Origin of the sequence: Bdellovibrio sp. ZAP7 (assembly GCF_006874645.1) — a bacterium.
In the GTDB taxonomy this organism is placed as follows: domain Bacteria; phylum Bdellovibrionota; class Bdellovibrionia; order Bdellovibrionales; family Bdellovibrionaceae; genus Bdellovibrio.
In genome coordinates, this window is record NZ_CP030082.1 from 2,190,792 (window position 1) to 2,215,760 (window position 24,969).

Genomic DNA, 24,969 nt, shown 5'->3' on the forward strand with positions numbered 1-24,969 from the left:
AAGTCTACGCATTATTTTTTCGTGCGATTTGGAGAATGCATGCAAGTCACTGAGTGGCAAAAAAAGCTTCCCATGAGAATTACCATGAGCCGCATCTTTATGGTGCCGTTTGTTGTCGGGGCCATGTACCCCGACAAGCTGGCTTGGAATATCGTCGCGGCGCTTATCTTTATGCTCGCTTCTATCACGGACTATTTTGACGGCTACTATGCTCGTAAATACGGCGCCGTCAGCAATTTCGGTAAATTCATGGACCCAATCGCCGATAAAATCCTGGTGACCAGCATCCTCGCAATGCTGCTGGCTTTGGGTAAAATCGACGCCTGGATGGTGATCATTATCCTGGCCCGCGACAACTTTATCGGAGGCATCCGTTCCGTTGCTGCGGCAGATCAAATCATCATTGACGCCAAACCAGCGGGAAAATGGAAAACGGCCATGCAAATGGTGGCCATTCCCTGTGTAATTATTGGAAACATTGACCAATACATCCCTTATTTGGACAAAGTTGGCTACGGGGTCTTGTGGGTAAGCGTCATTTTGAGTATAACTAGCGGTATTGAATACTATGTTGGTTACTTAAAGAGCAAAAAAAGCTCCTAGGAACGTATGCTTTTACACCTTTCACCAAGCAATTGGTTTTTCATCTTCTTGGCTCTTCTTTTGAGCAGCTACTTGAAGATCGCTTCTGCAAAAACGCAGAAGCCGGTGTTTTTTGCAGCAGCCGGCACTTCTGTTTACCGCCTTCTTTCCTCTGATCGCTAAAATCTAAAACAAAGACGTTAATTGCAGCTTCAGGTAAGGACTTGTTCCCAAGTGAATCGCATTCTTGGGGCTGATATCATAGTTCTCATCCTGAAAATAACGGCGATCAAATGAATATCCCGCTTCCACTTCCGTCATAAACTGCATAGACAGTGGAGTTTTAAATCCGACGTACACACGCTTTTCATCATAAAACAGACGCTCTTTACGGTTCGCTCGTCCATACAAATAATAAGTAGACTGAGAAAAATCCAATCCCAAGGAAGCCTTCATTGGCCCCGCGATAGAGTAATCCACTGAAGTTTTAATCACCCAAGGAATCAACGTGAAGAAGTTAAGAGACCACCGGTCGACAAACTCCCAATAGATCGTCGCGAAGGGAGCCCCGAATGTCCCGCGGAAAGTTTTCGAAGGCGTGTACATATAAGCAAAACCCGGAAGAGGAATTCCATTCAGGATCGGGCGATTGTTCGAATAATTCACCAAATAAACCCAGCTGCCAGTTTCATCCACCGGATCGATATAAAAGAAATTTCCGCCGATAGTATCTACCGAAGGATCTTTAAACGGTTTATCACTGGCAGAACCAAAGTTTCCGTTCAAAGCCCAATAAGCTTTTTCATCCACCATGCGAGTGTACGTCAATCCCACGTCAAATTGATAAAGATCCGGCATAGCTGCTTGGTCAGGATACAAATCCATCCAATGTCCCAACATGCTAACGCCATAACTTTCTTTTTCAGTCTTATAAACCGGAACGCTGGTGATGACCGTGCCACGATTTAAGCTAGCCTTGCCGTCCGTTGAATTGAACGTCGTATCTGGCTGGATGGAACCTGTGTAAGTTAAAACTCCGCGCTGCTTCGAAGGAGGCATCAAGCCTGAAAACATTTGCGCATGAGCCGCGAATGAGCAAAAAATCAGAACAGTAAAAATAACTTTTGAAAAACAATTCTTCATTAAAAATCCTGCAGTCCTAAAATGTCTTTACAAATATCCATCTGACGATCAATTTCAGCGACGGCTTTTTGCAATCGCAACGCATCTCGCGCATCGACTTCCGCCTCCATCGCAGCAAGGACGATGGGGTGTTTCTTAAGCCAGGCCCCTTGCTTAGAAGCATAATTTTCGGGAACACCGGAACGAAACGCCGCCAAGCGAGCGTTGCCATCACGAAGATATTCCACGATGAATTTCAAAGTCTCCAAAGTCAGGAGCTTGCGATGAGCTTTTAAGCGAGATGAGAAACCAACTTGTCGGATGCGCATACGATGATGATACATAGCAAGAAGGGGTACGCAAACATCTGACGTTTAGCATGACAGATTATTTTTCGTTAAACTCAAGTCCTTTACAGTCTGAAACAAGTCCTTTACGCTAGTTTTATTCAAGCGAAAGGATTCTCATGAATAAAGATCAGGAAATGAACTATAAGGCCTGGCTCGCAGTGGTTATTTTAGGCGGTCTTATCTGGATCACTCCTCCCCCTGCCGGACTGAAAGAAGGTGCCTGGCATTTATTTGCGATCTTTATTTCAGCGATCTTTGGTATTGTTATCAAAGCCGCGACCATGGGAAGTATCTCGATGATTTCGATTGCCTTGGTGGCAGCCCTGCAGTTGCGCGCCCCGGGTGATATTTCTCAATCAGTGAAATTAGCATTAAGTGGATTCGGCAACGGCACCATCTGGATGATCACCATCGCCTTTTTTATTTCTCGTGGTTTCATTAAAACAGGTTTAGGAAAAAGAATTGCTTATTGGTTTATCGTAAAATTGGGCGGCACACCTTTGGGTATCGCTTATGGTTTGGCGTTTTCGGATTTGGTGTTAGCTCCCGCCACTCCAAGCAACACGGCTCGGGCCGGTGGTATTTTGATGCCAATCATGAAATCCATCTCGATGGGATTTGGTTCTGATCCTGCCGATCCTAAAACTCACCGTCGGATGGGTGCGTATTTAACTTTGAATTCTTATTACGCCAATCTCTTGGGTGCGGCGATGTTCATCACAGGAACCGCCTCCAACTCCATGTGCCAGAAGTTTGCAAAAGACTTGGGCGTGGAAATTTCCTGGGGTGGCTGGGCGATGGCAGCTTTGGTGCCGGGACTTGTTTGCTTGGCCTTAACACCGTGGTTATTATTTAAAATCTATCCGCCGGAATTAAAAGACACTCGGTCGGTTCAACAGGAAACCAAGGGAAAACTAAAAGAACTCGGCACGGTCACCCGCAATGAGTGGTTGATGGTGGTCGCGTTCGTGATGCTTTTGGTGATGTGGATTTTCGGACCACAATTAAAAATTGATGCGACTGTTGGCGCGATGATTGGACTTTCATTCCTGCTGTTAAGCGGAGTTCTAACTTGGGAAGATGTAAAGGGTGAAAAAGGCGCGTGGGATACGATGGTGTGGTTTTCAGCCCTCGTGATGATGGCTGAAGGCCTTAATCAATTGGGCTTCGTCAGCTGGTTTAGCGGCATTGTGAAAGGCGAACTTGGACATCTTCCGTGGTACTGGGCTTTCCCTGCTGTGATCTTGGTCTATTTTTATACTCGTTATTTGTTTGCGAGTGCGACCGCTCACGTGGCGGCAATGTATTCAGCGATGCTTGCAGTTGCGCTCGCCGTTGGCATCGAAGGAAAACTAGTGGCGCTGATGTTGGGTTTTACGGGTTCACTCTCTGGAGTTCTGACCCACTATGCCCATGGACCTGCACCGATTTTATACGGCGTCGGTTACGTCGAGCTAAAAGACTGGTGGAGAATCGGTTTCATATTCTCCATCGTCTACATCATTATTTGGATGGGCTTAGGCGCCGTTTGGTGGAAGGTCTTGGGTATTTACTAACAAGACCTCGCTCGTATTTATATGACCTCGTCAGACACAGCTTCCCAGAGCTCCTCTTTGAGGAGCTCTTTTTCATGCAGCCCCAGTTCTTTCATATAGTCTTTGATCAGTTCAATTTTTAGCATCTTGGATGTGTGAGCATCCATTTCCAGCGTCTGAATGATTTGCTCCAACCGCGAAGTTGGGACCGTTTGTTTTCCAGTCAAAATACGAGAAACAAAACTTGGATTGACCGCAAGGTCTTTAGCGAAATTGCGTAACGAATATTTAGGATTTAGATTCTGTCTTCTCTCCAAAGCAGATCTTAAGATATGATGCACTCGACTCACTTGTTGTTCCCTACCCCTCAGTGTCACTTTGCTCCCCTGCAAAGCTCATGAAAGATAAAAAGCAAATCGTGTACCAACAGTACATGGAGCCGTTTTAATACTGTTGCGATTCAGAGCAACAGCGTAAAAAGAAAAACCCGATACATTTCTGCATCGGGTTTCATAAATTGTATATCAAATGTTTGATAACGGCTATCTACCGTTTCCTGATATCGGAAACAGCTATCTGCCGTTTCCATGCGGAGGTTGGTTACCAGAACCACCAGAAGATCCGCCACCTGCGTATGCACTTTGGCCAGCGCCAATAACTAGAATCGAAGCAATAAGTAGTGCGATAAATAGTTTCATTATTCATTCTCCAAAAGCGTGTCGATCGCCGTGAAAGCAAAAACCGGAATGTTTCCTTTTGCTTCAGGTTTTTCGAGAAGCTTTACGCGTTCTTTAAAAGCGCGCTCTTCAATCAAAATCCATTCACGATATGTCTCTTCGCTAATTGATTCGAAGTAAACATTCATTAAGTTCGCGAAGTTAACGTCGGAGTTACCCGGCTTTAAATATCGCTCTGTGAGCCTGATTCCCACGGATTTAATAGTTTCCGCAGAAAATGGTGCTCTCACCTCACCTTGCCCATAAAGTCCATTCCCGAGGGGTCGGAGAACTTTTTGGTCAATCATGCGTTCGAGCACGCCTAAACCATAAGAACCGAATCTCTGTTGGACAAAATTAGCATCGAAGGGGCGAGTTTCAGCCAGAACATAAAGCTCCGTGAAACAAGGATCTTTCTGCAAATCTGCTTCAAGATCAAAATTAAAACGATGAAGGGGCGAAGACTTTAATTGTGGATCCGTCTTTTCAAGCTTTTCGCGAACCGAAGGCGGAACCTTCGTAACCAGATGAGTAAGATCGCGAGTATCAAGCAAGCAGGAATACAATTTGTAAAGAGTGGAGTAATTTGGATTGTGAGATTTCTCTCGCAATCTGTTCAGCGTCTTTACATGAATCTGGGACTTCGTCGCCAACATACTTAGACCCTTTTTCGGGTCCTTGAAACGCAACAAGTAAGTCTCAATATCCTGGGACACTTGGTCCGGAATTGAACTTACCGTTTGGCGCTCGTTTAGTTCGACGTTAATTTCCATTGTTCCCCATCAATCGATGGCTTTCACTATCTCAGGACGGGGTTCAATGCAACGAGACAAACGACTTTCGGGGCTTGGTGTCAAGCCCCGGAGTCCTTACTAACAGTAAGTAATTACTGGCAGTTTGGTACGTTCAATTGTTTTGTGAACAAGAACTTTTCGTAACCGTTTTTAGTGTTAAGAACTTTAGAAACTTTAGCGTCTACAGTTAGAGCGTAAGTTCCAGAGATAACTTTGTCAGCGCAAGTGCGGTGTTTACCGTTAACGTTCCAGTCACATTCCCAAGCAGTACGAGTGTAGTTGATTGGAGTCGTCAAGAATTTAGAACCTTTGTAAACTTCTTTACGGTAGTTGTCACCGATAGTGATAACGTCGTATTGAGCTACTGGTTTTTTAGTACGTAGGTTAGCGCCATCAACACACACGAAAGTGTAGTCAATTGCAGAACCCATGAATACTGTGCCAGCTTCGATTTTGATTGTTGGGTCTTTTTCAAGAACTTCCCAAGAAGTGTCAGCAGAGTAGTTAGCTGCGAATGCAGAAGAAGAAACCAATAGAGCGATGATTGCTACGAATTTCATTGTTATTCCCTTTGTTAAAAGTGTTTTTGTTTTAAAAACTTGTTCGTTTCGAATGAGAAGGTGTTTCTACTTTTCCGCCGGAAATGTAAATTCGAAATTAAAGGGGTTATTTTGATTGTTGGACAGACCAAACTTTGTCCAAAGTTTGTCTGGACAAAGTTGGATGTGTCCAGCGTCAGGCGCGATTTTTAAGGCGCGCCGCGAAGGGATCTTGAGAAGATTTTGATAAACGGCGCCCGATTTTAACGGGCTTTAAGAGTTCGCTTTTCTTTCAAAGTATTGAAGGTCGATGAAAATCGCGGAAGCCAGGATCAAACTGCGCTCTTCTTCGCTAAGCTCGGCGCGACCAAACTCCACTAGGAAGTTATCCGCATCCATAAAGGCTTCTTTAAATAAGCCTGACCATTTCTTTCTGATAACGGCGGCTTCCTGGGAGTTTTTAAAGATAGGGAATGTCCAAAACTGCAAAAAGCCCGACTCCATTTTCATGATCACTCGGCCTTGGGGAGTTTCAATATCAAACTTCTTACGAAAGATACCAAAGCGCTGCTGAAGAGCACCTATATATTGCCCCCGCACGGAGAACACTTCCAGACGTTGAAAAAAGATCTTAAAAGGATGTTTTACGGTAAAGACCTGCTGCCGTTGATTATCAAAGAAATGCAGTTCAAAGCTGCGCCAGTGACCCAAAAACTGTCTTATTAAAAGACCAAAAAAACCTTTTTGTTGTTCAGCGCAGAAGCCAATCACCTGCCCGTTTTGATCGCAAATTTCATACTTATTGCGAGTTTCAAAACCGATCAACTCAGCCAATTCCTTGCGCTGACGAATGATCAATTGATTTTGGTCTTTAAGGGTTTCCAACAACGACATAGATCGATCCTTCGTTAGATAATCTAGTAAATCGTAATTGAAGTTTCTTATGGCGACAAGGTGGCGTTACGAATCAACGTCGATTCATCACAGGTGCTGTCATACTCATCCAAAGCCGTAGAACTCACGGTTTGATATCCTGATTTGGAAAATACCAAATGCGCCCGCCCCATCCGTTGAGACGCGCCAGGAACGTGGTGATATTCGCCGTTTGCATCCGTGATAGTAATGGGCTCTTGGCGCCCATAATGAGAGACAAAATCGACCTGCACATTAGAAATTGGATTTCCCAGGGTGTCCGTGACGACTCCCGTAAGAATCCAAGTCTTGCCGCATTTTTGCTCTGGACAGTCCGTTAGACATCCCGACAAAAATGGAAGAGTAAGCAGTAGATATCGAAGGCCCATTCCCTAAGTATAAACCAGGGACGCACTAAACATGCGGTTATTTTATCTTAACCGGGTCGTATTGGGACGGGCTTACTTACCCACCTGTGGGTACCACTTAAATTCTTTGCCATCCCAGTACAGAGTGCCCGAGGTCGCAAATTCTTCGGAGAGCTTTAGAGTATCACCTTTGGCAGAAGGAGCTTTGCCGGAGCCTTTGATCGTGGCTTTTTCGATAGGTCCTTTATGTAGCTCCCAAAGGTTCATCCACATTAAGTCCGTAAGGCCTTTGATAGACTTTTCCCCCGCACCGATAATGACCTGCTTGCCGCTTCCAAATTTGATGCGAATGCCCCGCTTATTAGAGTTTTCGACGAGGTCTGCGACGTCTTCCTTTGTGTCGCCATCGAAGTCTCCTTTGATGGAACATGGCTGCGCAAAACAATGGGGTTTTATTTGAGCATTTAACATTGCTGGAGCAACTAAAAGAGCAAGTGTTATGAAGGCTGATTTCATAGATTCATGATTCAAAACTTAGTCTCCAATGTCACATCCAAAACCGGGCGGCTGGACTGAAAATGACTTCTTAGGGACGGTTGGCATTTGAAAATATTCCCACGCCGTTTTTGGGCCCTATCCTATAAACTTCCAGGTTCGTTCCGGAGCCCACGAGATTAAAAGATTTTTATCTGTTTGCGAGGTTAATTTCAGACGCGGCCCCGTTCTAGGACATTTGTTGACGCCTTGCTTGATCTGGATTACAAATCTGCCACTTAAAAAACAACGGGGCAATCCCCCGTAAGCGGTGTAAAAACGATGACTTCCGTCCAAGACGTGAACTTACTAAATTTGATGCTGAAATCAGCCCGATTTCTTATCTCATCGCTTGCCCTGCTTTGCAGTGCTGTCGCGACAGCGCAAGTTCTGAATTCGCCCGCAATGACATCCGCTCCACCAAATTCTTTTGCAGTTCTTTGCTACCATGACGTCAGCACGGGCTTTGTCGGCAACGAGTTCAGCATCCGCAAAAAAGATTTGGTCGACCAATTCGATTATCTTAAAGCTCACTATAACGTCGTAAGCCTGCAAGACATCATCGATGCCAATCACGGCAAAAAAACTCTGCCACCAAAAGCTGTTCTTATCACAGTGGATGACGGCCTGGCTTCATTTTATGATAATGTCTATCCATTGCTAAAACAGTATAAGTACCCAGCTGTCTTTGCTGTTGTGACGAAATGGACAGAAGACGGCGCGGCTCCTGATTATGGCTTTAAAGATTCCAATCCTAAGATGGCGAACTGGAAGCAGCTTAAAGAAATGCAAAAATCAGGATTGGTTGAGATTGTCTCTCACACTCACGACCTGCATCAGGGCCAAGTTTTTAATCCTCAAGGTAACCAGGCAGCTGTTGCAGGTTATTTTAAATACGATCCAACGACAAAGTCCTATCAATCCGAAGAGGAATTTGTAAGCCGCGTTCAAGCAGATCTTAAAAAGAGCAACGAGGCCCTTAAGAAGCACTTAGGAAAAGACAATACCGTCATCGTTTGGCCTTACGGCCAATCCAATGGGCTGTCACGCAAAGCTGCAGAAGACGCTGGCATGAAAATCCAGATGAGCTTGCGCCCTGGCCTCAACAACGCCAATGATATTTCTCATATCGGCCGCGGCCTTGTGATGTCGACGATGGAGATCCCTCAATTTGCGACAGCTCTTGAGAATGCCTTCAATGATCAATTTCCGATGCGGATGATTCGCGTCGACATTGATAGTTTCTGGAAAAACACAGAGTCCGAAACCGAACAAGGCTTGGGAGATTTACTGGAAAAGGGCCTTGCCCTGGGTCCAAGCGCAGTTTTGATTAAAGCACTGTCTGATTCTGGCGAAGCTTATTTTGCAACAGATAAAATGAAAATGCATGGCGACTATTTAAATCGCACAGCACACACGATGAAAAATCGCGCTCGCGTAGCATACGCGTATGCGCAGTTTCCTCAGTCATTCGTGAAAAACACGGAACTCGCAACCGCTGCAATTCGTGACATGGCTAAGTTTACAGATTTGGATGGCGTCTTTTTTGAGGTTTCTCCGAAAGACAACTTAGAGGAGCTTCCACTTCAAACCTTGATCTCGACGGCTCAATCGATTCGTCCCCGCTGGAAGTTTGGCATCATTGGTCAACAGCCTTTGAATCCCAATATGTTTGACTATGTTATGCTGACGAGCGCTCAACTGGAAAAGGCGAAAACCTTGCCAGGAGCTGGCATTATCCCGGCCAAAGAAGTCGTGTCTTTACCAAAAGATTATAAATCAGATGCCGCTCACCTGATTGCCCAAGGTTACTTGAATTTATATTATGATGTGAACTTTAAAGGATTTGAACCGGATCCAGAATTTACCAATCTGTTCTCGGTGATTAAAAGCGTCCCTCAACACAAGGGAGAGGCAAAATGATTATTTCGTACCTGCCTGCGATTTTGAAATTCCTGTTTTTAGTTATTCCTTTCATGTTGCCGATGATCTGGATCATGGGCGCTTTCGTTTTCTATTTTAAAAGAGAACGCAAACGCCTGGAGCTGACTGAGTTTTCAGATCAGCCCTACACTATTTTGATTCCTTGCTATAACGAAGAAAACTGCGCGGAAGCGACGATCCGTTCGTTGGATCATTTGCCTGCTGATAAATGCGAAATCATCGCCATCAACGATGGAAGCCGCGATAAAACGCAAATGGTTCTGGAAAAATTGGCGATGACTCGTCCCCACATGCGCGTGATCAACCTAGTGCAAAACCGTGGTAAAGCCGCTGCTTTGACTTTGGGAGCGATGGCCAGCCGTTATGAATTCATCCTATGTATTGATGCGGATTCAGAGCTGGATTCGCAAGCTCCACGCATTATGCTTGAACACTTCCGTGACGAACACGTGGCCGGCGTAACTGGCAATCCACGCGTAAAAAACCGCGGGACACTTGTGGGTCGATTGCAGGTTGGCGAGTTCTCGGCACTCGTGGGCATGATCAAACGCTATCACCAGACTTTGGGTCGTTTATTTGCGTTGTCTGGCGTATTGGTGATGTTCCGTAAATCTGCAATTGAAAGCATCGGCTACTGGGACACGGACACTGTGACTGAAGACGTCGGTATCAGCTGGAAATTGCAAACCTCTGGTTGGTCATTGAAGTACGAACCCAAAGCAAAATGCGACGTCTTGATGCCAGACACTTTGAAAGGCTTGTGGAAGCAAAGACTTCGCTGGGCCCAAGGTGGTTTTGAAGTTGTTCTTAAACACGGCAAATCTGTCTTAAACAGCCGCGACGTGGGCTTACGTTTGATCCTTTTGGAATATATCTTTTCTGTGACTTGGGCCTTTATGTTGCCGGTGACGATTCTGTGCGCGGTATTCGGAACGAACTTGCACGACATCAACCCAAGTTATGCGATTTTATTGACTGGCGTAATGAGCTTCACCCAATTCTTGGTGGGCTTATTTCTGCATGGTCGTTACGAGCGTTCGACGGGCCTGGGCTTTGTGGCCATCTGGTATCCGTTCGCTTATTGGATGATTAATAGTTTTGTTTTATTTGTGGCGATCCCGAAAGTGCTGTTTGGCCCAAAACGCCAATTCAGTTCATGGATCAGTCCCGATCGAGGCGGAGTAACTTATGCGAAAATTGATTGAAACTGGTTGCACACTAATTTTATGGGCTGTGTTCATCAGCGGTAGCAGTATTGCTATTTTTGATTTCTTCTTTAACGTCGAGGCGTCGGAGAAGATTACTTCTCACATGCTTGTGATTGGCTGGGCACCCTTTTTCGCGGTCTTGATCTTTGGAGCGATGATGTTCCTGGTGCGTGTTTCAAAATACGATAACACTAAGAAAGCTATCGCAAGCGAACACACGGTCCAGTGGACTTCTGAAGAACTAGCACTTGCTCAAAATGGGAAAGTCGTGGATTTACATTTTGCTGGAGCAGGGCTTGCTTGCCAAGTAGTAACTCGTGATGAAGTTGCGGCAGTTTTGCATGCTGAAAACAAAACTGTGCATGTCACGGTTGCAGCTCAAACGACGGAAGAATCCGTTATGGGCCTAGTTCGCCAAGCATTCTAATTTTCGATATTTATTTTTTAAATGATAATCAGCCTGTCTTTAACTAAGACAGGCTTTTTTTTCGTCTATCGTCCAAAAGATTCAGCGACGGCGGTTGTGAATAGCACCAAAAAACAACCAGAAAAGAAGACGTGAAAATCTGTTGTCTCGAGTTTATCGATAAGACTGATACCACTGCCCAAGGCAATCATACCGGCGAAATAAATTGATTCTTTTCTACGTAATAGATGAAGTCCCACAGATGTCATGTAAACAAACTAAAGCTTGTTGTCATGAGATTTTGTTTAGATGCGGCTTGTAAATTGCTTAGCCTTATCCGAGATCTATTAAAGACCCTTAGGGGTCAATAAATCGCACTTGAGGCTATCAAGGGACGCCACTTTACGTCCTTTGATCAATCTTTATTCACGTTGGCGGAGTACCTGGGATGACAAATAGCATGTTTTTGGTGATTTCGGTTTTAATGACACTGACAGCCTGTACGAACTCCCAGGGCAATGGCAATTTGGCTAAATCTAAAGCCCGTGACAATATCTACGATGGCGAACTGACCCGCGAAGAAGACCTTATTTCAAAAACGACAGTATTAATACATACAGGCAATGGCGTCTGCACAGGCAGCTTGCTAAGCCCCACGATTATCATTACTGCCGCGCACTGTGTGACCGAAGAAAAGTCTCCACGTACACTTATCCCTGCAGAGAATTTCACGATCCTAGAGCCGTCGAATGCCAGCACCTTTTCTGAGTGGATGAAAAACCCGGTGCCTGTTGCAAAGGTCGAAAAAACCATCGCTCATCCCATTTATTTGGGCTTAACTCAAAGCACTTCACATTACGATAAGGGATATGACGTTGCTTTGATCAAGTTGAAAACTCCGATGCCAGCGAAGTATAAAGCCGTAGTGATCTCTGACAAGTATGAAGCGTTGACGCGGAATCAAATTCGCATCGCAGGTTTTGGTACACACTCGAATGACGTTGAATTGGAGACCTCGCTGGATGGTCGCCTTCGTAACGGCAATGCGACTTTGAATTTAAATGATATTGCTATCACAGCTCCGATAGATTCTCCTGGACACCCCAAAGAGATTCCTTATTTGGTTACAAATAGACCGGAGTCATCGATTTTGTCTTTGGTCAAAAGCCCCTCCGACACCAGTCTTTGTCACGGCGACTCGGGCGGCCCGGTGTACTTTGAAAAAGATGGCAAAATCAACTTGGTTGGCGTGAATCAAGGCATGAATGCGAAGGCCGGCGATAAAAACTGCGCCACTGACGGTATTGCACAGACTATCGTGAACTTGGCGGGCCCGTCCCTTCGCTTTGTACTCTCTTCCTATAAGGAACTGACGGGCGAATCTTTACCAAACAAAGTCGTTCCAGCGGAAGAAGATTCCTATACTTTTGAATTCCAACTGAAGAACAATGAGCTTCATCCGAAAAACGAGGACACAAGCATTGAAGGTTTGTCCGTTCTTCATGATGATACGACCGGCGAATCGGCATTTATGGAAAACGACAGAGTGGAAGACATGTGTAAGACAGGAAAATTCTTCGGCAAGTATCCATCACTGCTGCTCTTGTTTCAGAAAACCCAATTTGACGGGAAACTGCCTCTAGCTTTGATGGTCACAAGGGACAACGTATTTCAACAGCTGGTGGAGGCTCGTATTGAAGCTCGTGGTGACAAGGTAAAAACCGTTATCCTGACGTCGAAAGGATACTTGTCTGCAGAAATGCCTTTCATCAAGTGCAACCCTCCCGCTGATTCCAAATAAGAAGTTTTTTTCCAGAACAGCCCCAGAGAGAAATCCCTGGGGTTTTGTTCTTGAAACTTGAGCTGAAATTATGCTCCAATGCCGTTGTGAGGGGTCACTTGGATTCAAATCAAAAGAAAAAGCCGATTGAGTATTTCAATTTTTGGCAGATTCAAAACAAAATGACTTTGCTTTCTTTGATTGCCGTGTTGGTTTTGGCGGCGCTGTATGCAATTGGCAACGTCCTTTTACCTCAATACAGAACATTCCAATTCGTTGCCTTCATCGTCTTGATACCGACCTTCGCCTGCTTTGGGATTGCAACCTGCCATGCCTCTAATCTTGAATCAGCAAAGGCAAAACGCGTTTACGGTATTTTATTAGAGCGCCTTTCTGAAACTGAGAGCTCGCAACTGACACTGGATCGCTTTTTTTCCATTTCCAGTGACCTGATGGCCGTGGCCGGGAAAGATGGCTTGTTGAAAAAAGTCAGCTCCTCCCTGATAAATACATTGGGTTACAGCGAAGATGTTTTACTTACCACTCCCTTCTTCGAATTCATTCATCCCGACGACAAAGAAGCCACTCGCAAAAATATCGATGCGCTGAACTTGGGGTTGCGCACGATTGGCTTTGAAAACCGCTACCGCGCAGCAGATGGTAATTTTCGCACACTAAGTTGGAGTGCGGCAGCTGATAAAGAGCTTGGTGTTCGATTTGCTTCGGCTCGTGATGTGACTGAAGAGCGCAACTATCAAATTCGCATGCAGCAGATTATGGATGCAGCCCCCTTTATTTTAATGATCAAAGATATCGAAGGGATCATTACTGGCTGCAACGCTGCCTTGGCGGAGTCTTTGAATGTTTCTAAAGAGCAACTTCTGGGACAAAACGCGAAAAACTTAATGACGGCAGAAAGTTATGCGGTCATCCAGGTCCAAGAAGATCAAGTACTGAAATCACAACGACCACTATCATTTGATGAAGTTTTGTATGATCAGGGCGATGCCAGAACTTATCGTTCGACGATTTTCCCGATCTTTGATCAGGCAGGGAAAATCGTCTCAGTGGGTAAAGTCTCGATAAATATCGCGGGTGGCAATCGTACTTAGTATAAAATAATTTAAGGGTAGATCGGAATTTCAAGTCCTTGAATGAATTTCCAGAATTTTTCACTGTCGTACTTTTCGCCAAAGACAAATCTATTAAAGGCTCTGGCTTTCACGGAATCCGTTGCCCCCAACTTCATCAGATGTTCATAGATGATTTCATGAGAAATCATTCCTGCTTGTTGCACTGGCGACAGGCGATCCCAAAGATCCTGGCTGATAATGAATGTCTTTTCACTAGGCAATGGCGAACGTTTACGGATCACCACCTGAAGCACTTCACAATGGGCCTCTGCTGGCTTAAAAAGGTGATTAGAGTCTTTGATGTTTGTTAGCGCAACACCCGCTTTAAAATCAATTTCTGAACGGATGGCCTTGAGACGACTTAGATACTGCTCACCCAATTTTGGTGCGACACTTTTAAGGTCAGTAAACTTCTTCTCAACTATCGCGTAGGGATCTTTCTCGCTCGCATTGGGTTTTAAATTCCCTTCATAGAAATCCAGGATCTGCGCGGACTCATTCGAGCCTTTGCAAAAAACACCATCCCCACCATTGCCGACTTTATTGCCTTCCGCCTGCACCAGACATACGGAAAGCAAAATCAAAATAGAACTGCTAACGGGATAACGGAATTTCATATACGCCTCTTTTACCATCCACAGTCATCACGTCAATTACCAGGGTTGTCAGCTCTGCATTCGGTGGTTTGTTAAGCAAAAGCCAGCGGCGCAAAAACATTTTTGCAGGGACAGACACTGGTGCATACAGATGAGTACTTGGAACTTTGATCACTTCGTTTGCGTGACGCTGGTCTGCGGTGATTCCTGCGACCGCCGCCCATCCAATCCCTCCCAGTGCCGCTGCAGACCCTAAAGAAGATACAGTTGAATTTTTACTGGTTGCAGCCAATACACCCGCACCCATTAATGAAGCCTGAATGATATCCTGATTTAACTTATCGACTTTTGCTTGAGCTTGTTTTGCCTCAGCCCAGTCCACTAAGTCTTGCCCTAAGACGGCGCTGACTTTGCTTTCTGCAGGATTTGGCAAGCGTGGGCGAATCGACTCGATACGAACCCACTCTTCGGAAGTGTTTTCGATGGTTACTTCGATCAATTGGAAGCTGTCTCTTTTAGAGTAATCCAGATTTTCGGCACTGACGTTAATTTTGATGGGATTTGGTTCATCATACGAATGCCCCATAGCGCCGGGATGAACGCTGGCGCAGGAAACCAGTAAGCTTGATAAGAAGATTGCCAAGGTGATGCTTAGATTTTTCATTATTTCTCCAAAGGGGATGTAACGGGAACAAATTGAACATTTAAACTGTAAACTTCGGTACCAGCAGACTTACCAGAAAGGTCCGAGGCATTTTCCAGGAAATCATCGATCAGCTTTTTAAAGGCCTCGATCTTTTTTGGATTGATCGGCAACGACATGGATTGAATCTGGCGCAGACTGTTTTCGACTGTATCTATTTTCTCGATAGCCAGGTCTAAATTCTGTTTGTGGTATTTGCGGATGGCTTCAGAAGGTATTTCCGAATCCACATCCAACAAATTACCTACTTGCTTGAACTTAGGCTTAGTCTGCAGAATCCCCATGCGTTCCATTCTAAGAACAGCCTGATGGGCCTCTTCCACACTGATTCCCAGCCGACGCGCTATCCAGCGAGGGTCAGCCTTTGAATCCTTGATGCGGGTCAGACTTAAGATCGCGAAGTGATACCAGTCTGAAATCACGTGAAAGCGATCTTGATCTAATTTCACTCGATAAACCTCTTGAGGTTGCCGAGAGCCGTCTTTTAAAAGAGCCTGGGCAATCTCGCTTTTTTCTGTTGGCGAAAGATCCAAACGGGAGCCCATTTTTTTCATGGTTTTTACCGTAATGGTTCGTTTGCCCGTCATCATCTGTGACAGCTGTGCTGGGCTGACTTCCAGATATCTGGCAAACGCTCTGAGGGAGAAATTTGGATTTCTCTCGCGGCGTTTATCAAATTCCAGTTTTAATAGCTCTTGTGCTGTTTGCATGAAGTGAGTTGTATAAAGCCCTTAAACCACGGTCAATAGACTTTTTGAAACAGTGTTTCAGCTTCTGAAACACCCCTAGAACAAGAATCCTTTACACTGAGACCCCCGGGGCTTGCAACATATGCTGGAGACTGGAGCGTACTGTTTTCAACAAACGTACATTTGTCTAATATCGATTTACAAATCGCGGATTTGGCGTTATCTCCTCCCAATGGAAAATGCTGTAGAGTCCTTTAAAGCCAATGCCCTTAAGCTTTCTGAAGTGCTTAGGGAACGCGGTATTCATACGCCGGCATTTTCCCCTTCCAGTCCATTTATTCGCGCAAGTCATGAAATCCAAACCAAAGCGATCGAGCGAACTCAAAACCAAATAAAGCAGATGGAAATCGTTCCGGTCCGCCTGGAGGAGTTTGAAAAGCTTCGCATGATTTGTCGCTTCCATGGCGTGAAACCTGTTTCCACCGAGGTCTATGAACGGCTAACGAACGACATGGCTTGGGAGATCTTGGATTTCGGCTTAAACCAGCTCTACAGAAACGAAACGATCTTTAAACTTGGTAATTACTCTATCGAAGACTATGAGTCTTACACCCCGGCGGAGCTCTTCAGCCGTCCGATGTCTGTTTTAAAGCCTTTGGTGGAAAAAACTTTGGAAGTTAAAGCAAGTACGACGGTTGTGGATCTAAGCAGCATTCCGTCTTATGTGATCGAGGAAACTCAAACTCGTCTAAAAGCGCAATATCGCATCACGCATGCCTTCGCTTGCGCACTGAAGTCGATTTCGAGCCATGAAAACACGATGTTTGTGTTTGCATCTTATATCGAGCCCATCGACCCCAGTCGCCGCGTTTCAATTATGTAGGTTTAAGCAGAAGCAACTAGCTTCTGATAGCTACACTCATTCACGGTTCTTAAGATATTAAAATACATCTCGCAGGCTTGATAGAAATTCTCTGTCGCACCGGCTTCGTTTTCTGGCGGGAATGATTTGATTGTCTTTACCGCTTTTTCAACGTGGTCCACGTCTTCAAAAGCATGGATCTTTACGAACAGCGCTGCTTTTTCGCCGTGGGCTTTTCTAACTGTTTCATACATTTTTGCGCCGACCTCAACCGAGAAGGCCTCAAGCATTAGGATTTGGCCCAAAAGGTGATATGGGTGTTCAAACATCACTTTGAAGTATTGAGATTGATAGAAGGCACTTGTCACACCGAATGGTGGGTATTGCGTGATTTTCTTACCCATGGCTTCCATATCTTTAACAGCCACAGTGTGATGACCCTTTTCTTCGCCGATATGGGCCAGCATTCTTCTGCCCACAGGATTATCGATTGGCAGACGGCCCGCACTTAGGGACATCAAACGCACCGAGTGGGATACAAAGTGGTACGTTTGCGCCAGCCAGTTTGCGTAAACCTCGGGGTTAGAGAAATCCATTGTGTTGAAATATTCTACGACCGCTCGAAATTCTTTAGATTTATGCAACTCGTTCACGTCTTGCCTGACCTTTCTTAACTAGTTCATTGGAATTAAACGTCTCTAAAACATAATTTGGAAATTTGTGACTTGTTTGGATGATCTTTGCTTTTTCGAACGTGAAAAGATCCGTGGGAACACCGTTATGGGTGACTGTTTCCAGCGCATCCCCGCCCCACATTTTGCCTAAGGAATTCATCGAGCGATTGTTTCTCATCATACCCAGCATCAGATCAAAACCTAAGTGCACTTGATAAAGCACTGACAGGCAGCCGGTTAGAAATGCGGTGTTGATGTTTCCGCCCTCGATGGTTCTGCGGTGGTCTTTGTGAACGGTAAAATAGGAGTTCACCAAGGCATGGTCATTCCCTTGCGCCACAAAGGTTTCAAAATGCTTTTGCTGCCAGGGTTGGAACCAGGAATCCTGCGTCTGGACATAGCTTTTTAGTGAAACCTCGCGCATGCAATCTAAAGCGACGCAGGTGTCGTCTTTATAAAGCGCTACGATGTAATCCTGGCGTGTGAAATCGTTGGAGGGCATGACCATGGCTTGCCCTTTGATCGAGGAAAACTCCTCGCTCCATGTGGATTTAAAGGTCTCGTACGCTTGCTCATAGCGATTCGTTAATTGAGCGTCGTTGAAACGTCCGTTTAAAACGTGAAACTCATACTGCACTAGGCGCTCCCCTGTTATGCGACAAGCACAGATTAGTTTACTAGCGTCTTATTTGTTTATAGTTATGTTAAATGCGGGTGGAAAACTGTCCTTAGAGATTGATTTGGGGACAGGTGGAGACAAAAGGATCTAGGAGCGTTTGCTGTGGGGTTATGGACTAAAGGCTTTTATAAATCCTACGAGTACTATTGAATTTTTATCACTTCACCAGCCATTCAATACGTTCATTACAGATAACCTCTAGGGGATCTTTTTTCAGCTTTGCTTCATCAGAGGGCAGCCTACATCCTGCCCAACCTTCTTGAACTAACTTTGCTTCTTTTCGAGCGCAGCAAACATTGTCGCTCGACTCCAGGGATAACTTAACTTTATCACCCACTTTTTTATGACATCGACTATCCTTCAAATAAATTACGTAGTCACTTTTGGTATTTACCTCTGTTCTCTGCAGCGTCACTCTACAACCTGTTACTTTTATCGCGATAGTCTGACGATCCTTCAGTGACGCACCGTCTTTTAAACAACTGATTTGTAAATCTTCAATATTCGTAATTCTAAACCACCCTAAAACCGGATCTGCTTTTTTAGAATCACAATGTCCATAAGATGTTGGGCAATATACAGCAATTGTCACTAATAGAATATAAAAGTAGTTCTTCAAGTTTAAAATCCTTACAGCTTCATACATCAGCTATCGTTTGATCTTCTTTTGGTGTCCATTACAACTTTTTTATGATTCGAATCTTTTTTGGCAAAGATATGCCTAATTTTTCAAATTTATTAAGAGTGTTATAGACAAAATGACTAAGAATACACAGACCATCCACCACTTGAATCGATATCCAAAAAGTTTATCCGCTAGAATAGATAGAAGAAAATAAACTAGAGCTATACAGAATGTAACAACGGCGAGCATCCCAATTAAAAGAATCCCTGGCCCCAAAATCTCCCGTACCATCCACAATCCCACCACCACAAATGGAATCCACAGTGCAGCCCATATTACAAAGGACTGCTTCACAAAAATTCGATGGTTTTTAGATATTTTCATTATTTACCATCCAAGAACTTCAGCAATATACAAATCGTAAGCGCTAGGCCAATTACTCCCCAACCAATTCTGTAGGAAACTCTTTCTTTAGAACTCATGGATGCCGAGCCCCATTCAATCAATTTCTTTGATCTCAATTTTGAACTGACTTTTGATTTAATAACAAACCAGGCACCGACAAATCCCAGTACACCGACCGGATGAATCAGCATTAGAACTAACGGAATCAAAAACGGTCCATACAATAGCCACACTTGCACTTTCGCTGCTTTTTCAAAGTTCGGCATTTCTACTCCTTACAATATTCTCGAGGTTCGCCTTTAATGGTTTTCATATTCCATTTTCCGGACTGGTCTTGCTCAAAACTGTATTGCGTCTTTCTTGGGGCATATCCGCCACGCTCGCAGAACAAATACCAAGAATTATCTGAATCCCTACAAGCTAAGAGCAACTGAGCATTAGGACGTCGATCCCAAACGTCACTGAAGTTATAGTCTTCGTGCCTGTCAGCAACCCGTCCACCATTGTCAAAGCAGACTTTAATAATCTCAGCAGGAACTTTATCCTTCCGGACAGAATTAATATCTACCGCTTTACAGGATTTGTTTTCACAAACTGCTCTGTAATATTCTTTCCATTGCGGCTTAATTCCCAATTCACACCGCATCTTGGTATGAGACATGTAGTCTTTATGCTTTTGAATATTTGAGTTACTTATAGCCTTAACGCGATAACAATGAGTATCGACTATCACGCAGTCGCGATCACTTTCACATCCAGCCAGATCCTCAATTTCCAAGGCTAATAAAGTCTGCGGAAAAATCAAAACAGAAAAGACAAAACTCAGAAATTTCATTTAATTTCCATCTCCCGGTAAAAACAGATCGATTCAACTAGAGACTTTAAAACTCACCGGACGCACCCACTTCAAGACGCCTAAAGAACTCAACTTTTTCTGGATCTTTTGTTTTCCAAAAAATGGAATGTTAAACCCGCGATGGCGTCCCTTAATCCACCCCGGTAATGACATTGCCATCGTCAAAAGGCTAATCAGGAATAAAACAAAAACTAAACGTGGTTCATTCGCTATGTGCATCGAATTTTCCACACTTTCTATTCACTCCAACATCACTGGATACATTTATTTGAGCACAAGGCTTCATCACTACCGGAACTTGCGCAATCAAATATATAACCGTAGCGATAATGCAGTTTAATATAAGAACTCCAACTAAGGTTCTCGTTAGAGTTCTATTTAATTTTAGCTTCGGATATTGCTCGGCAAAGATTTCTTTTTCATGTGGAAGTTCGACCAGGGAAACTTTCAAACGATCCAGGTATTTAAGTTTGCGCATATTTTTAGGCTTAATAAACATCACGCCAATAAGCAAAACTATACTTATTCCTCCAAGAGCAATATTCACATAAGAACCATATAATACGAAATCCACCGTCCAAGGCATATCAACTACTTTCTCACTAAAAAATCACTGAGACCTGACCTGCACATACTGTAACCTTGCGGCCATCTTGGGTAGGAACTTCATAATCAACATCGTCCTTTCGCACATAGGACGACAAAATCTTGAGATCACCAGGACCGTCGATGAAGCCTAGAAAAGCTGGAGATTTTACGGCGGCTTCATGCATCCAAATATCCAAACGATTACTTACTCGGTTGAGAACCATTTCAAAATCAAATTGAAGAATTTGGCAATCGTGAAATCCATTTGGCAAACTTTCAGAAATTGTTTTTAAGCTCATTATCACTTCTCAACGCGCCAAAACTTAAATACAGACTTTATCTTCCTTAGCCAAACATCGAAAATCGGCTCGTTCAAAAATGGTTTTACAAGCAATTCATCATAATGACTTTCAATGTATTCCAGGTGGTATCTAAGCTTAGAGATTGCTTCGTCAATTGACGAATAATCCAAGCGTTCAATATAGCAATTATATATCGGTCCGTAAATCTCAAGCTGTCCGTCGTCCAGAAGCACAACCTTAGTTTCACCAATATCAATCAACAATAACTGATCATTTTGCTCAATTTTACATATCTTCGCGACACCAAATTTTTTAAACTCTATTTGTTCGAATATGAGTTTTTTAACTGCTTCAACTAAGTTAGCCTTCTCAATTTCTACCATTTCCCTATGTCCCATAAATAATGTGTCCCGTTTTAGATTTCTTAATGCCGACTTTCCCCAACCGGTCAACAGACTTACCTGGCACTCTTAAAACCTTGCGCCCATTGTGTCGACCAGCTCCAATGCGCAAGTACTTTGATATTTTCTTAGTCTAGATCACGTTACTACTGTTCGATCCCTTGCAACTTCTTTATGTAGTCTTCCGTTCGCCTACACTCATTAAGAACCTCTTTGCAGAAGGATTGCTTTTGAGGACACTTATTTTTAGCGTTTGCACAGATTTCATTAAAGACTGTATTCGTGGAACCATCATTAACCATAAGAAGTAAAGATTTTCTGAAGCCAGAATCTTTAAGCTCTTTCGCCAAAAGGACTTGATCCCACTGCTCAGCTAAAAGCCGATTGGATTTTTCTTGATAGCCTTCGGCAACCCCACCATCCATCGCATTACAAGAATCGATTTGTTTGTAGTAGTGATAAATGTCACCTAAGGATATTTTGGTCTTACTAAAGATGCTATCAATTTCTATGATTCTTTCCGTAGAGCATTTGGATTTAGACCACCCAACATTACCTACAAAGAAAATGACTATAGTGAGTATCGCATGAATTCCCATGCCTTAAGTTATACAACTATACTTTGTTTATAGATACTTCTTGTTTTTGAACTGGACGCTTTGGTACGATTTCCCCATGCAAAAAAAATTTATTATTCTTAATCTGTTTTGGTTCGCTCTTGTAATAGCCTCGAACATCGTCACATTTGACAAAACCAAACGTGCTTATGAAAGCTATGACCACACTAAAGGCATGATCGATACTAAGTGGGAAATCTTTAGACGAATCGAAAAGTTTAGTCCGGTCACATGTAAATTAGATCCCGATGATGATCCCAATCTTCTTTTTTCGTTTAAAGACACGATCGTTGGCGTAAAGACCATTCAGGGAAATACATATCAATTTTGCATCGATGACCTTACTCCTGTCATACCAGAGATAACGCCTCAATAGCCTGAAGCAAGGTCAATTTGGACAGGTCTTGCAAACAAAAGAGATGGCAATATCCCGACCTTTTAGTTAATTCTTTTTTTCTAATTTATACGTCGACCGAAAGCACTGAAGCTCAAATGGGTCCAAAGCTTTCTTTTTCGCTAAATCCTCACAAAGCTTCAATGGATTATTTCGATACTGCCCCTCAAGCGCAGTACAACAATGATCAACGATTACGTATAAAAAAGAAGAGATGAATCTCTCCTTCTCTTCTTTAACTTTTGGCCTATTTTTTTACCAAAGTTACCCGAACAACCGAATCCTTTTTCCCATAGACAGTAACTTTAATTTCATTTTTCTGTTTCAAGTTTACTGTGGCATAAACGTCTTTTTTGGACTTACAACGCTTACAACGATCAATATCTGCATCATCGTCATCGTCTCGACCTGCCCACTTTTCTTTATCTTTCTTATCAGGCTGCGTCCCTACACAGAAATCCTGGGAGTTAAGAACTTTACTACCATTGACAGAAATTTGAGCTCGAACCGCACGATCATGATTACTCAATACATTCGCCTCAAGAGTGTACTCGCCATCTAGCGGGAACTCAGGATTAAATGTTACTTCGCTGCCCACTGGAATGAACGATACCATATCGTATTCCCCAACCAGCTTAATACTATCTCCTTCTTTAAGATAAATACGCTTTTTTGCAAATTTATCATTAGGATCTACATCTACAATCAGTAGCTTTTTACCAATCGGCTTTGCTGAAACCGTCATTTGACGAAACTTTTTGACCAATTTTCCACTTTTGTTTTCAACCGGAGTAATTTCCACCAGTTGACGACCATTCCATCTTAAAATTGAAGGAATTCCCACTTCTCTCCCAAAAGACGTTGAGACAACTAATTCGGGTTTGCCATCCTGATCTAGATCTTTCTGCTCGACTTCAAAACAACCATTGAGGCTTGTCGGATACTGTTGAACTGTTTCTTGAGTGAGAGAAAAAGTATTTCGTTCTTTCTTCAGAACTCTAAACGCGCATCGATCCAATCTGTCGAAATATTGTAATACAATATACTCCGTTTTATTCCCGTCGAGTTTAATATTGTACGTTGAAACCTGAATGCCATCATCTAGACTCTGAATCGAGTTTGTATCTGGTTCCTTCTTAAGAAACTCGGGCACATACTTTTCCAGTATTTTATCGTCAAGAGCTTCGCGATTAGCCGTGACTGCTAACGAGATTATCGGAAACAGCGATGTTGCTACCAAAACTAAGCACTTCAGTATTTTTCCCATAATAGTCTCCATTATTGTCCCGAAAGGTGCGACGGTTGATTAATCATATACTTCTTAACAAGACAGCTGAGGACGCAACAAGGATCGCCGCTGATTTTCTCACTAAAACCATCGGCGGACAGATCGTCATAAAGAACCTCAAGGAATATGGCGGACTAACATGGAAGCTCGCCACATTCCTGTGGAAAAAGATTTTATAGTCCACTCTTTTATCCGGACTACTTCATGCTTAGGAGAAGCTCAGAAGTGGCGTGTTAAAAACGCCGAGTTCAATCGTCATCATTTCCAACAAGTACTTTAATAAGTTCCAGGCATTTATTGTTTTTCAGACTTCCGTCTGAAGATCATAAATGAGAATACAATCAGAACCACGACAACCACCAACCAGATCAAATTTTCGAAAAAAGAAAATTCCGAAGCGGCGTGTTTGCTCTTAATATTTTTAATCTGCAACAGCTCTTCCTGACTATACCAACTTTGCCGATCTTCCACCCGCTTTGCTTCTCTCTCAAATACAATTCTGTCGTCCAACTCAGTAGCGGAAACTAAAAGAAATAAGTTAACATACGGTGACACATATTTTCTGGTACTGATTGTCCGCTCCAGGACTGGCTTTGCTTCTAAATATTTTTTTTGAGCTATCAATTGTTGAGCAAAAACTATCACAAACTCTTGATTGAATGGACATTTTTGATATGCGGATTCGAATCCCTTAAAAACACTCAAGCTAACATCACTTGACGTCGCACGATCTTTTGCAACTCTTAAAATATCAAGCTTACTCAAAAGATAGAGTTTATATGGATCTTCGTCACTCAACCCTTCAACTTTATCGACATACTCAGCCGCTAAAGATTCGCGACTGCCCGCCACTACATCCGCATCAATCATCTGTGAGAAAATCGATGGGTCAAAATAACCAAGAGCACTCAATACATCCTTAAAATTTTCCACTTCTGTTTTTCCAGGGCTCTTAATTCTTAGACTCTGAAGAAGCGCGCGCCGTAACCCCTCCACCATATTTGATTTGGATTTAAAGTTTAGAATACTTAAAACATCATTAGGGAACCTTAGGCTGCTTCGCGCTTTAGCTGATGCGACAACAACTTTTTCTGGCTCAGAAATTCCTTCTAAATTAACTTTTGAATATCTTTCCAGGATTTGATCCACGATTTTATCGGATTGTAATGCGTTTAGATATATAGGCAAATTGGTAGGATCGGCTATATCAAGATTTAGAATAAAATTGAAAGAATCTATGCTTCCAGAGCAAAATTCTTTATTTGCTTCCGAAATCTTACTAACTGCGCTCGCATCTATGCAAACGCAGATTTGAATTAAAATAATCGCCAATAGTCTAAACATATTCATGAACAATTCTATATACA

31 protein-coding genes are annotated in these 24,969 nt (G+C 43.4%); 8 read left to right on the top strand and 23 right to left on the bottom strand.

The genetic code is table 11. The features are described 5' to 3' along the window. Positions 1-39 precede the first annotated feature (39 nt). Positions 40-603, top strand: a complete 564-nt coding sequence (pgsA, locus tag DOM22_RS10615) for a CDP-diacylglycerol--glycerol-3-phosphate 3-phosphatidyltransferase (RefSeq protein ID WP_142700323.1) — start codon at positions 40-42, stop codon at positions 601-603. A 165-nt stretch (positions 604-768) separates the two neighbouring features. On the opposite strand, the gene DOM22_RS10620 is transcribed toward pgsA, so the two are convergent. Both DOM22_RS10620 and DOM22_RS10625 read right to left on the bottom strand, forming a co-directional pair. Beyond that, positions 769-1,725 carry a hypothetical protein gene (locus tag DOM22_RS10620; RefSeq protein ID WP_142700324.1) on the bottom strand — a complete coding sequence of 319 codons (957 nt, stop codon included), beginning with the start codon at positions 1,723-1,725 and terminating at the stop codon, positions 769-771. Continuing rightward, a complete protein-coding gene (locus tag DOM22_RS10625) occupies positions 1,725-2,048 on the bottom strand; it encodes a hypothetical protein (protein WP_246845585.1) in 324 nt (107 codons plus the stop codon). The genes DOM22_RS10620 and DOM22_RS10625 overlap by 1 nt, the downstream gene beginning before the upstream one ends. Before the next feature lie 122 nt (positions 2,049-2,170). Between DOM22_RS10625 and DOM22_RS10630 the strand changes: the two genes are divergently transcribed. After that, positions 2,171-3,610, top strand: a complete 1,440-nt coding sequence (locus DOM22_RS10630) for an anion permease (protein ID WP_210415610.1) — start codon at positions 2,171-2,173, stop codon at positions 3,608-3,610. A gap of 17 nt (positions 3,611-3,627) precedes the next feature. Here the strand turns inward: DOM22_RS10630 and DOM22_RS10635 are convergent, their stop codons facing one another. The 7 genes from DOM22_RS10635 to DOM22_RS10660 all read right to left on the bottom strand — a co-directional run bounded on the left by DOM22_RS10635 (position 3,628) and on the right by DOM22_RS10660 (position 7,449). After that, on the bottom strand, positions 3,628-3,939 hold the full coding sequence (locus DOM22_RS10635) for a hypothetical protein (protein ID WP_142700326.1): 312 nt from the start codon (positions 3,937-3,939) through the stop codon (positions 3,628-3,630). A 222-nt stretch (positions 3,940-4,161) separates the two neighbouring features. Then, positions 4,162-4,287, bottom strand: coding sequence for a hypothetical protein (locus DOM22_RS20155; protein WP_255489925.1), 126 nt, complete (start codon positions 4,285-4,287; stop codon positions 4,162-4,164). Next, positions 4,287-5,078 carry a hypothetical protein gene (locus DOM22_RS10640; protein WP_142700327.1) on the bottom strand — a complete coding sequence of 264 codons (792 nt, stop codon included), beginning with the start codon at positions 5,076-5,078 and terminating at the stop codon, positions 4,287-4,289. The genes DOM22_RS20155 and DOM22_RS10640 overlap by 1 nt, the downstream gene beginning before the upstream one ends. 113 nt (positions 5,079-5,191) lie before the next feature. Then, positions 5,192-5,659 (bottom strand): hypothetical protein, encoded by a 468-nt coding sequence (locus DOM22_RS10645; protein ID WP_142700328.1) that lies wholly within the window; start codon positions 5,657-5,659, stop codon positions 5,192-5,194. A gap of 252 nt (positions 5,660-5,911) precedes the next feature. Beyond that, positions 5,912-6,532 (bottom strand): phospholipid scramblase-related protein, encoded by a 621-nt coding sequence (locus DOM22_RS10650; protein WP_142700329.1) that lies wholly within the window; start codon positions 6,530-6,532, stop codon positions 5,912-5,914. Between the two features lie 47 nt (positions 6,533-6,579). Next, positions 6,580-6,939 (bottom strand): carboxypeptidase-like regulatory domain-containing protein, encoded by a 360-nt coding sequence (locus DOM22_RS10655; RefSeq protein ID WP_142700330.1) that lies wholly within the window; start codon positions 6,937-6,939, stop codon positions 6,580-6,582. A gap of 72 nt (positions 6,940-7,011) precedes the next feature. Further along, positions 7,012-7,449, bottom strand: coding sequence for a hypothetical protein (locus DOM22_RS10660; protein ID WP_210415611.1), 438 nt, complete (start codon positions 7,447-7,449; stop codon positions 7,012-7,014). A 285-nt stretch (positions 7,450-7,734) separates the two neighbouring features. On the opposite strand from DOM22_RS10660, the gene pgaB reads away from it, so the two are divergent. The 5 genes from pgaB to DOM22_RS10690 all read left to right on the top strand — a co-directional run bounded on the left by pgaB (position 7,735) and on the right by DOM22_RS10690 (position 13,902). Next, positions 7,735-9,375 carry a poly-beta-1,6-N-acetyl-D-glucosamine N-deacetylase PgaB gene (pgaB, locus tag DOM22_RS10665; protein WP_142700332.1) on the top strand — a complete coding sequence of 547 codons (1,641 nt, stop codon included), beginning with the start codon at positions 7,735-7,737 and terminating at the stop codon, positions 9,373-9,375. Next, on the top strand, positions 9,372-10,601 hold the full coding sequence (gene pgaC, locus DOM22_RS10670) for a poly-beta-1,6-N-acetyl-D-glucosamine synthase (protein ID WP_142700333.1): 1,230 nt from the start codon (positions 9,372-9,374) through the stop codon (positions 10,599-10,601). Before pgaB ends, pgaC begins: the two co-directional genes overlap by 4 nt. After that, positions 10,585-11,031, top strand: coding sequence for a hypothetical protein (locus tag DOM22_RS10675; protein WP_142700334.1), 447 nt, complete (start codon positions 10,585-10,587; stop codon positions 11,029-11,031). The genes pgaC and DOM22_RS10675 overlap by 17 nt, the downstream gene beginning before the upstream one ends. Before the next feature lie 427 nt (positions 11,032-11,458). Continuing rightward, positions 11,459-12,811, top strand: a complete 1,353-nt coding sequence (locus tag DOM22_RS10685; RefSeq protein WP_142700336.1) for a trypsin-like serine protease — start codon at positions 11,459-11,461, stop codon at positions 12,809-12,811. Between the two features lie 98 nt (positions 12,812-12,909). After that, positions 12,910-13,902 carry a PAS domain-containing protein gene (locus DOM22_RS10690; protein ID WP_246845587.1) on the top strand — a complete coding sequence of 331 codons (993 nt, stop codon included), beginning with the start codon at positions 12,910-12,912 and terminating at the stop codon, positions 13,900-13,902. An 11-nt stretch (positions 13,903-13,913) separates the two neighbouring features. Here the strand turns inward: DOM22_RS10690 and DOM22_RS10695 are convergent, their stop codons facing one another. The 3 genes from DOM22_RS10695 to DOM22_RS10705 are packed head-to-tail and all read right to left on the bottom strand — an operon-like array spanning position 13,914 to position 15,932. After that, a complete protein-coding gene (locus DOM22_RS10695; RefSeq protein ID WP_142700337.1) occupies positions 13,914-14,540 on the bottom strand; it encodes a hypothetical protein in 627 nt (208 codons plus the stop codon). Then, positions 14,518-15,183, bottom strand: a complete 666-nt coding sequence (locus tag DOM22_RS10700; protein ID WP_142700338.1) for a hypothetical protein — start codon at positions 15,181-15,183, stop codon at positions 14,518-14,520. Before DOM22_RS10700 ends, DOM22_RS10695 begins: the two co-directional genes overlap by 23 nt. Next, positions 15,183-15,932 (bottom strand): TIGR02147 family protein, encoded by a 750-nt coding sequence (locus DOM22_RS10705; protein ID WP_142700339.1) that lies wholly within the window; start codon positions 15,930-15,932, stop codon positions 15,183-15,185. The genes DOM22_RS10700 and DOM22_RS10705 overlap by 1 nt, the downstream gene beginning before the upstream one ends. A 211-nt stretch (positions 15,933-16,143) precedes the next feature. Between DOM22_RS10705 and DOM22_RS10710 the strand changes: the two genes are divergently transcribed. Next, positions 16,144-16,794, top strand: coding sequence for a hypothetical protein (locus DOM22_RS10710; protein ID WP_142700340.1), 651 nt, complete (start codon positions 16,144-16,146; stop codon positions 16,792-16,794). 2 nt (positions 16,795-16,796) lie between these two features. On the opposite strand, the gene DOM22_RS10715 is transcribed toward DOM22_RS10710, so the two are convergent. From DOM22_RS10715 to DOM22_RS10770, 11 genes are all read right to left on the bottom strand, one after another. Then, positions 16,797-17,369, bottom strand: a complete 573-nt coding sequence (locus DOM22_RS10715; protein ID WP_142700343.1) for an iron-containing redox enzyme family protein — start codon at positions 17,367-17,369, stop codon at positions 16,797-16,799. Between the two features lie 40 nt (positions 17,370-17,409). After that, a complete protein-coding gene (locus DOM22_RS10720) occupies positions 17,410-18,084 on the bottom strand; it encodes a hypothetical protein (protein ID WP_142700344.1) in 675 nt (224 codons plus the stop codon). Positions 18,085-18,283: 199 nt separating this feature from the next. Further along, the gene (locus DOM22_RS10725) at positions 18,284-18,772 is read right to left on the bottom strand and encodes a hypothetical protein (RefSeq protein WP_210415612.1); all 489 of its coding nucleotides are present in this window, start codon (positions 18,770-18,772) and stop codon (positions 18,284-18,286) included. Positions 18,773-19,134: 362 nt separating this feature from the next. Further along, positions 19,135-19,422, bottom strand: a complete 288-nt coding sequence (locus tag DOM22_RS10730) for a hypothetical protein (RefSeq protein WP_142700348.1) — start codon at positions 19,420-19,422, stop codon at positions 19,135-19,137. A gap of 2 nt (positions 19,423-19,424) precedes the next feature. Next, the gene (locus DOM22_RS10735) at positions 19,425-19,991 is read right to left on the bottom strand and encodes a hypothetical protein (protein ID WP_142700349.1); all 567 of its coding nucleotides are present in this window, start codon (positions 19,989-19,991) and stop codon (positions 19,425-19,427) included. Positions 19,992-20,214: 223 nt separating this feature from the next. Continuing rightward, complete coding sequence (locus tag DOM22_RS10740) at positions 20,215-20,598, bottom strand: hypothetical protein (protein ID WP_210415613.1); 384 nt, start codon at positions 20,596-20,598, stop codon at positions 20,215-20,217. Between the two features lie 16 nt (positions 20,599-20,614). Beyond that, positions 20,615-20,899 (bottom strand): hypothetical protein, encoded by a 285-nt coding sequence (locus DOM22_RS10745; RefSeq protein ID WP_142700351.1) that lies wholly within the window; start codon positions 20,897-20,899, stop codon positions 20,615-20,617. A gap of 2 nt (positions 20,900-20,901) precedes the next feature. Beyond that, complete coding sequence (locus DOM22_RS10750; protein WP_142700352.1) at positions 20,902-21,285, bottom strand: hypothetical protein; 384 nt, start codon at positions 21,283-21,285, stop codon at positions 20,902-20,904. Positions 21,286-21,449: 164 nt separating this feature from the next. After that, positions 21,450-21,902, bottom strand: coding sequence for a hypothetical protein (locus DOM22_RS10755; RefSeq protein WP_142700353.1), 453 nt, complete (start codon positions 21,900-21,902; stop codon positions 21,450-21,452). Between the two features lie 659 nt (positions 21,903-22,561). Further along, on the bottom strand, positions 22,562-23,581 hold the full coding sequence (locus DOM22_RS10765) for a hypothetical protein (RefSeq protein WP_142700355.1): 1,020 nt from the start codon (positions 23,579-23,581) through the stop codon (positions 22,562-22,564). 315 nt (positions 23,582-23,896) lie between these two features. After that, complete coding sequence (locus DOM22_RS10770) at positions 23,897-24,952, bottom strand: hypothetical protein (protein WP_142700356.1); 1,056 nt, start codon at positions 24,950-24,952, stop codon at positions 23,897-23,899. Positions 24,953-24,969: the final 17 nt, after the last annotated feature.